We start from the raw sequence: 7,654 nt of genomic DNA, 5'->3' as shown, positions 1-7,654 counted from the left end.
CTACCGAGTTCGCTCTATCCGAGTTCGCTCTATCCGAGTTCGCTCTATCCGAGTTCGCCCTATCCAGTCTCACGAACGGATCGGCCGCGATCGCCCGCCCCGGCACCGCGTACTGCCGCCGCGCCGGCTCGGCGACCAGCTCGCGCTCCGGCCAGCGCAGCGCGGTGAGCGCGCCGCCGAACACGCACCCGGTGTCGAGGTCCACCGTCTCGTGCTTCCACCGCGGCGCGAGCACCGGCGTGTGCCCGAACGCCACCAGCGCCCGCCCGCGGTACTCGGCGGCCCAGTCGATGCGCATCGGCAGCCCGTCGGCGCCGGGGACGCCCGTCGTCTCGCCGAACAGCGCGCGGTCGCGCACGTGGCGCGAGTCGCGCCCGTGCAGCGCCAGCGGCAGCCCCGCGTGCGCCACGACCAGCGCGCCGCCGTCGAGCACCAGGTGGCGCGGCAGCGCCGCCAGGAAGTCGCGCACGCGGCGCACGAACGCGGGCGGCGACGCCGCCAGCTCGGCGAGCGTCAGCTCCAGCCCGTGCGCCACGTGCACCGCGCGTCCCTGCAGCTTGCGCAGCAGCTTGTCGTCGTGGTTGCCCGGGACGACGAGCGCGCTCCCCGCGTCGGCCATGTCCATCGCGAGCCGCAGCGCGTCGACGATGCGCGGGCCGCGGTCCACCAGGTCGCCGACGAACACCGCGCGCCGCCCCGCGGCGTGGCGCCACACGCCGGCCGCGTCGGGGGCGTAGCCGAGGCGGGCGAGCAGCGCCTCCAGCTCGTCCGCGCACCCGTGCACGTCGCCGATCACGTCGAACGGTCCGCGCTCCGCGCGCCGGTCGGGCGGGAGCGGGACGCGCACGAGGCGGAGCGCGGCCACCTCCTCCGGCGTGCGCAGCACGTGCACGACGGCGTGCCCCTCGGTCGCCAGCGACTCCATCTCGCGGTGCAGCTGCTCGCGCTGGCGCGCCAGCACGTCCGCGCCGGCGTCGCGGTCCGGACGCGCCGCGCGGCGCGCCTCGCACACGTCGAGCGGCAGGTCGAACACCAGCGCCGCGGTGGGCAGGTGCCAGCGGCGCGCCAGCTCGACCAGCGGTGCGCGCGACGACGCGCGCACGCTGGTGGCGTCGACCACCGTGAGGCGCGCGCGCTCCAGCCGCCGCGCCACGACGTGGTGCAGCACCGAGAACGCGGCGTGCGTCGCGGTCTGGTCGTTCTCGTCGTCGGCGACCATCGCCCGGCACGCGTCGGACGAGACGACCTGCGTCGGCGCGAAGTGCGCGCGGGCGAAGGTCGACTTGCCGCTGCTGGTGGGGCCGACCAGCAGGACCAGCGACGGGTCGGGGATCTCGAGGCGCATGCGGTGGGCGGGAAGCTACCGCGGCAGGAGCGCCAGCAGCGTGCCGCGCGCGCCGGCGATGGTACCGTTTCTGCGCTCCCGCGGGGACGATGACGACCGCGACCCTCCAGCTCCCCACCTGGCGGCGCCTGCCCGTGGGCGCCGAGCGCGCGCCCGAGGGCGGCGTGCACTTCCGCGTCTGGGCCCCGGCGCGCCGCCGCGTCGAGGTGCTGCTCGAGTCGCCCGACGGCGGCACCCCGCGCGCGGTGGCGCTCGACTCCGAGCCCGACGGCTACCACGCCGGCCACGCCCCCGACGCCGACGTGGGCACGCGCTACCGCTACCGCCTCGACGGCGGCGACGCCTTCCCCGACCCCGCCTCGCGCTGGCAGCCGGAGGGGCCGCACGGCCCGTCCGCCGTGGTCGACCCGACGGCGTTCCGCTGGTCCGACGCGGGCTGGCGCGGGATCGCGCCCGAGCGCCACGTCGTGTACGAGCTGCACCTCGGCACCTTCACCCCGGCGGGCACGTGGGCGGGCGCGGCCGAGCGGCTGGGGCACCTGGTCGCGCTCGGCGTGACGACGCTCGAGGTCCTCCCCGTGGCGCAGTTCCCCGGCCGCTTCAACTGGGGCTACGACGGCGTCGGCCTCTACGCGCCGGCGCACCAGTACGGGACGCCCGACGACATGCGCGCCTTCGTCGACCGCGCGCACGCGCTCGGCCTGGCGGTGATCCTCGACGTCGTGTACAACCACCTCGGCCCCGACGGCAACTACCTCGCGCAGTACGCGCGCGAGTACTTCCACCCCACGCGCCGCACCGACTGGGGCGAGGCGCTGAACTTCGACGGGCCCGGGAGCGGGCCGGTGCGTGAGTTCTTCGCCGCCAACGCCGCCTACTGGGTGGACGAGTTCCACCTCGACGGGCTGCGCCTCGACGCGACGCACGCCATCGTCGACGAGTCGCCGCGCCACGTGCTGCGCGACGTGGGCACGCGGGCCCGCGCGGCCGGCCGCGGGCGCCGCGTGTGGATCGTCAACGAGAACGAGGAGCAGCGGGCGGACCTCGTGCGCGCCCCCGAGGACGGGGGGCTCGGCCTCGACGCGATCTGGAACGACGACTGGCACCACAGCGCGCTCGTGGCGCTCACCGGCCGCGACGAGGCGTACTTCAGCGACCACCGCGGGACCGCGCGCGAGTTCGTCGCGGCGGCGCGCTTCGGCTTCCTGTACCAGGGGCAGTGGTACCGCTGGCAGCGGCAGCGCCGCGGCACCCCGGCGCTCGACGTGGCCCCGTGGCGCTTCGTGCACTTCCTCGAGAACCACGACCAGGTCGCGAACGTCGGCTTCGGCGAGCGGCCGCGCCTCCAGTCCAGCCCTCCCCGCTGGCGCGCGCTCACCGCGCTCCTCCTTCTCGGCCCGCAGACACCGATGCTCTTCCAGGGCCAGGAGTTCGGCTCGACGCGCCGCTTCGTGTACTTCGCCGACCACGAGCCGGAGCTGGCGAAGCTCGTGCACGAGGGGCGCTTCCGCGAGCTGCGCCAGTTCCCCAGCCTCGCTCTCGAGGAGTCGCAGGCGCACCTGCCAGTGCCGCACCACCCGCACGCGTTCGAGCGCTGCGTCCTGGACTGGGGCGAGGCCGAGCGCCACCCGGCGCAGACGGCGCTGCACCGCGACCTGCTGCGCCTGCGGCGCGGGGACCCCGTGCTGTCGACGCCGCGCCTCGGCGTCGGCACGACGCCCGGCCGCTACGAGGCCGCCACCCTCACCGAACACGCCTTCCTCCTGCGCTGGTTCGGCGAGGACGGCGACGACCGCCTGCTGCTCGTGAACCTCGACCGCGCCGCGCACCTCGACCCGATCCCCGAGCCGCTCCTCGCGCCGCCGCGCGGGCGGCGCTGGCACCTGCGCTGGTCCAGCGAGTCGCCCGCGTACGGCGGCCACGGCACGCCGCCGGTCGAGGCGTCGGAGTCGCCGCGCACCCCAGAGCCCGGCCACAAGGCGCACTGGCTCATGGAGAACTGGCGGCTTCCCGCGGAGTCGGCGGTGCTGATGGCCGCCGAGCCGTCGGCGGAGGGCGGCGCGTGAGCGCCCCGCCGCTGGAGCGCGTCACGCGCCGGCTGACCTGGGAGTCCGCTGAGGCGCGCGACGTCGAGGCGCTGCTCGCGCGCGAGTGGATCGTGACCAACGGGCTCGGGGGCTACTCGTCGGGCACGCTCGCGGGCGTCATCACCAGGCGCTACCACGGGCTGCTGGTCGCGTCGCTCGCCAACCCGCTCGGCCGCATGGTGATGCTCAACCACCTCGTCGAGTGCGTGCGGCTCCCCGACGGGCGCGAGGAGGCGCTGAGCGGCGAGGAGTGGGCCGAGGGGCGGCTCGACGCGTCGGGCGCGCAGCGGCTGGTCGAGTTCCGGCTGGAGGCCGGGCTCCCCGTGTGGGAGTACGCGATCCCCGCCGGCGCGGCGACCGTGCGCGTGCAGAAGCGCGTGCTGATGCCGCACCGGCAGAACACGGTGCACGTCTCGTACGCGCTGCTCGACGGCGCCGACTCGGTGGGGCTGACGCTGCGCCCCGCCCTGCACTTCCGCGGCTACGAGGACCCGGTCACGACGCCGGAGGAGGCGCGCTACCTGCTCGGGGTGGCCGACGGCCACTTCGTCGTCACGACGGAGGGGGCAGCGACGCTGCCGGCGCTCCGCCTGGCGGTGCACGGCGCCGCGGCGACCTGCCGCGTCGAGGACACGCGCACCAACGAACTGCTGTACCGCGTCGAGGCGGCGCGCGGGTACGAGTACACCGGGGTGCTCTGGTCGCCGGGCGCCTTCGACGTGACGCTCGCGCGCGGCGAGACCGCGACGCTGGTCGCCTCGACCGAGCCGCCGGAGGTGCTGGCGGCGCTGTCGCCGGCCGACGCGCGCGCCGCCGAGGAGGAGCGACGCCGCCGGCTGCTCGACTCGGCGCGCCTGGCCGACGACGACGTGACCGCGGCCGAGCTGGTGCTGGCGGCCGACCAGTTCCTCATCACGCCCGCCGGCCGGCTGCGCGACCGCGTGCGCGCGCAGGCCGTCGGGGACGAGGTGCGCACCGTCATCGCCGGCTACCACTGGTTCACCGACTGGGGGCGCGACACGATGATCGCGCTCGAGGGGCTCACGCTCTCCACCGGGCGGTGGCGCGAGGCCGGGTTCATCCTGCGCACCTTCGCGCAGTACGTCCGCGACGGGCTGATCCCGAACATGTTCCCCGACGGGAGCAACGAGGGGCTCTACCACACCGCCGACGCCACGCTCTGGTTCTTCCACGCGGTCGACCGCTACCACCGCGTGACCGGCGACGACGCGACGCTCCGGCGGCTGCTGCCGGTGCTCGTCGACGTGGCCGAGCGGCACCTGCGCGGCACGCGCTACGGCATCCGCGTCGACCCCGCCGACGGCCTGCTGACGCAGGGCGCCGAGGGGTACCAGCTGACGTGGATGGACGCGAAGATGGGCGACTGGATCCCGACGCCCCGGCGCGGCAAGGCGGTCGAGCTGAACGCGCTCTGGCACAACGCGCTCTGCCTGCTGGCCGCGTGGACGGGCGACGCGCGGTGGCGCGACGAGGCGGCGCGGCAGCGCGCGTCGTTCAACCGCCGCTTCTGGTACGAGGGCGGCGGCCACCTGTACGACGTGGTCGACGGACCGGACGGCGACAGCGCCGAGCTGCGCCCGAACCAGCTGCTCGCGGTCGCGCTCCCGCACCCGGTGGTCGAGCAGTCGCGCTGGGCGTCGGTCGTCGCCGTGGCCGAGCGCACGCTCGTCACGCCGATGGGGCTGCGCTCGCTGGCCCCGGGAAGCCCCGAGTACAAGGCGCAGTACTTCGGCGACCTGCGCGCGCGCGACGGCGCGTACCACCAGGGCACCGTGTGGGGGTGGCTGATCGGCCCGTGGGTCGACGCCTGGCTCAGGGTCCACCCGGGCGACCGCGCCGGCGCGCGCCGCTGGCTGTCTGGGCTCGTGGGCCACCTCGACGACTTCGGCGTGGGCTCGGTGGCCGAGATCTTCGACGCCGAGGCGCCGTTCACGCCGCGCGGGTGCGTCGCGCAGGCGTGGAGCGTGGCGGAGTTGCTGCGGTGCTGGCGGATGACGGACGAAGGAGCGTCGAGCGTCGAGCGGTGAGCGTCGAGGGGGCGCCGCACGGGGGACAAACCGTCCCGCCTCGCGGCGCCCCCTCGACGCTCGACGCTCGACGCTCAGGCGGTCGGCTGCACCAGCAGCGAGTCCGCCCCCGACCCCGGCACGTAGGCGTTCTGCAGGTACTGCATCACCATCCGCTGGGTGTTGAAGAACGACCCGTTGATCGCGATCGCGTTGCGCTGCACCTCGCCCCACTTGTACGGCATCCCGTAGAAGAGCGGCACCACCACGCGCTCGAGCTTGTAGTACAGCTCCGTAACGTCCCCCGCCGGGTCGGACGGCAGGGTGTAGTCGTCGCCGATCGCCCAGCCGGTCGTGCCCTCCAGGCACCCCTCGATCCACCAGCCGTCGAGCACCGACAGGCTCGGCACGCCGTTGAGCGCCGCCTTCATCCCGCTCGTGCCGCTCGCCTCGAGCGGGCGCATCGGGTTGTTGAGCCAGAGGTCCGAGCCGGACGTCAGCAGGTGGCCGAGCGTCATCTCGTAGTTCTCGACGTACACCACGCGCACCGCGTCGCCGAGCTTGCGCCCCGCCTCGTGGATGCGGCGGATCATCGCCTTCCCGTTGTCGTCCTTCGGGTGCGCCTTGCCGCCGTACACGATCTGGATCGGCCCGACCTTGTGGGCGATCGCGCGCAGCCGGTCGAGGTCCTGGAAGATCAGGTCCGTGCGCTTGTAGGTCGTCGCCCGGCGCGCGAAGCCGATCGTGAAGACGCGCGGGTCGAGGCGGACGCCGGCGCGGCGTTCCACCTCGTCGAGCATCGCCGCCTTCGACGCGCGGTGCGCGTCGCGGATCTCCTCGATCGGGACGGTGATGGCGTAGCGCAGGTAGTTGTTGTCGCGCCGCCACTCCGGGAAGTGCTTGTCGAACAGCCGGCGGAACGGCTCGGCCGTCCACGTCACCGCGTGCACGCCGTTGGTGACGGCGCCGATCGGGAACTCCGGGAACATCTCCTGCGACACCTGCTGGTGCCGCAGCGCCACGCCGTTGATGAAGCGCGAGCAGCGCAGCGCCAGCCGCGTCATGTTGAGGTCCGTCCCCTCCCACAGCTTCAACGAGTCGAGCGTCGCCGCGCGGTCGCCGAGGACCTCGCGCGTCAGCTCCCCGGTGAAGCGGTCGTGCCCCGCCGGCACCGGCGTGTGCGTCGTGAAGATGCAGCGGCGCGCCACGGCCTCCACGTCCTCGACGCTCGCCTCCCACGGCTGGCGCCCCGACAGGCGGCGCTCCAACAGGTGCAGGCAGAGGAGCGCGGCGTGCCCCTCGTTGATGTGGTACTGCGTCCCCTCGCCGTACCCCATCGCGTCGAGCAGCGCGGCGCCGCCCATCCCGAGCACGACCTCCTGGCAGAGGCGGTAGCGCGAGTCGCCGCCGTAGAGCGTGTCGGTCAGCGTCCGGTCGAACTCCGAGTTCTCCGGCAGCCGCGTGTCGAGCAGGAACACCGGCACGACGCCGTCGGTCACGCCGCGCACCTCGTAGCGCCAGGCGCGCACGGTCACCGTGCGCCCCTCGACCTGCACGGTCACGGTCTGCGGGACCTGCGGCAGGCGGCTCTCGGGCTGCCACTCCGACGGCGCCTCCGTCTGCCCGCCCTCCGCGTCGAGGTGCTGGCGGAAGTAGCCCTGCCGGTGCGCCAGCGTCACGGCGACGACGGGGAGGCGCAGGTCGGCGGCCGAGCGCAGCGTGTCGCCGGCGAGGACGCCGAGGCCGCCGCTGTACGTGGGGATCGCCTGCTCGAGGCAGATCTCCATCGAGAAGTAGGCGACGGTCGTGGGGCGGGCCGCGGCCATGGGGTACCTCGGGGACTGAATAGGTGGGGAAGCCGCCCGGGGGCGGCGGACGTCGGGGAAGCTAACACGGCCGGTCGGCGGGCTGGACGGGCCTCCCCCCGGTACCCCCCAGACGACCGCCCGGATCGGAGGTGACCGTGACGTCTTCGTCAGTCGCCGTCAGTCGCCGTCGGCCAGCAGCAGCGCGACCGGCAGCTCGGCCAGCACCGCGGCCAGCGGGAGCGACTCCCCGCCCGGGTAGCGGCGCCCGGTGAGCGCGTCGCGCCACGCGGGCGCGGGCGGCATCGGGAGCGTCGCGTCCCCCCAGACGCCGCCCACCGGCGCCGCGCCGTCGGGGGCGAGCACCAGCGGGAGGCGCGGCGCCACGGC

General features: G+C 74.9%; 5 protein-coding genes. 2 read left to right on the top strand and 3 right to left on the bottom strand.

The window, feature by feature from the left end:
- On the bottom strand, positions 1-1,345 hold a 1,345-nt coding region (locus tag PYV61_RS14530; RefSeq protein WP_275832762.1), incomplete at its 3' end, for an AAA family ATPase.
- Positions 1,346-1,434: 89 nt separating this feature from the next.
- On the opposite strand from PYV61_RS14530, the gene treZ reads away from it, so the two are divergent.
- Together treZ and PYV61_RS14520 are read left to right on the top strand one after the other, a co-directional pair.
- Positions 1,435-3,411: a malto-oligosyltrehalose trehalohydrolase gene (gene treZ / locus PYV61_RS14525; RefSeq protein WP_275832761.1), complete on the top strand. Its 1,977-nt coding sequence runs from the start codon at positions 1,435-1,437 to the stop codon at positions 3,409-3,411.
- Complete coding sequence (locus tag PYV61_RS14520; RefSeq protein ID WP_275832759.1) at positions 3,408-5,480, top strand: amylo-alpha-1,6-glucosidase; 2,073 nt, start codon at positions 3,408-3,410, stop codon at positions 5,478-5,480. Before treZ ends, PYV61_RS14520 begins: the two co-directional genes overlap by 4 nt.
- A gap of 74 nt (positions 5,481-5,554) precedes the next feature.
- Here the strand turns inward: PYV61_RS14520 and glgP are convergent, their stop codons facing one another.
- Together glgP and PYV61_RS14510 are read right to left on the bottom strand one after the other, a co-directional pair.
- Positions 5,555-7,285: an alpha-glucan family phosphorylase gene (glgP, locus tag PYV61_RS14515; RefSeq protein WP_275832757.1), complete on the bottom strand. Its 1,731-nt coding sequence runs from the start codon at positions 7,283-7,285 to the stop codon at positions 5,555-5,557.
- 159 nt (positions 7,286-7,444) lie between these two features.
- On the bottom strand, positions 7,445-7,654 hold a 210-nt coding region (locus tag PYV61_RS14510), incomplete at its 5' end, for a hypothetical protein (protein WP_275832754.1).

The organism is Roseisolibacter sp. H3M3-2 (assembly GCF_029211165.1).
In the GTDB taxonomy this organism is placed as follows: Bacteria; Gemmatimonadota; Gemmatimonadetes; order Gemmatimonadales; family Gemmatimonadaceae; genus Roseisolibacter.
This window is presented reverse-complemented; position numbering and strand designations above follow the sequence as displayed.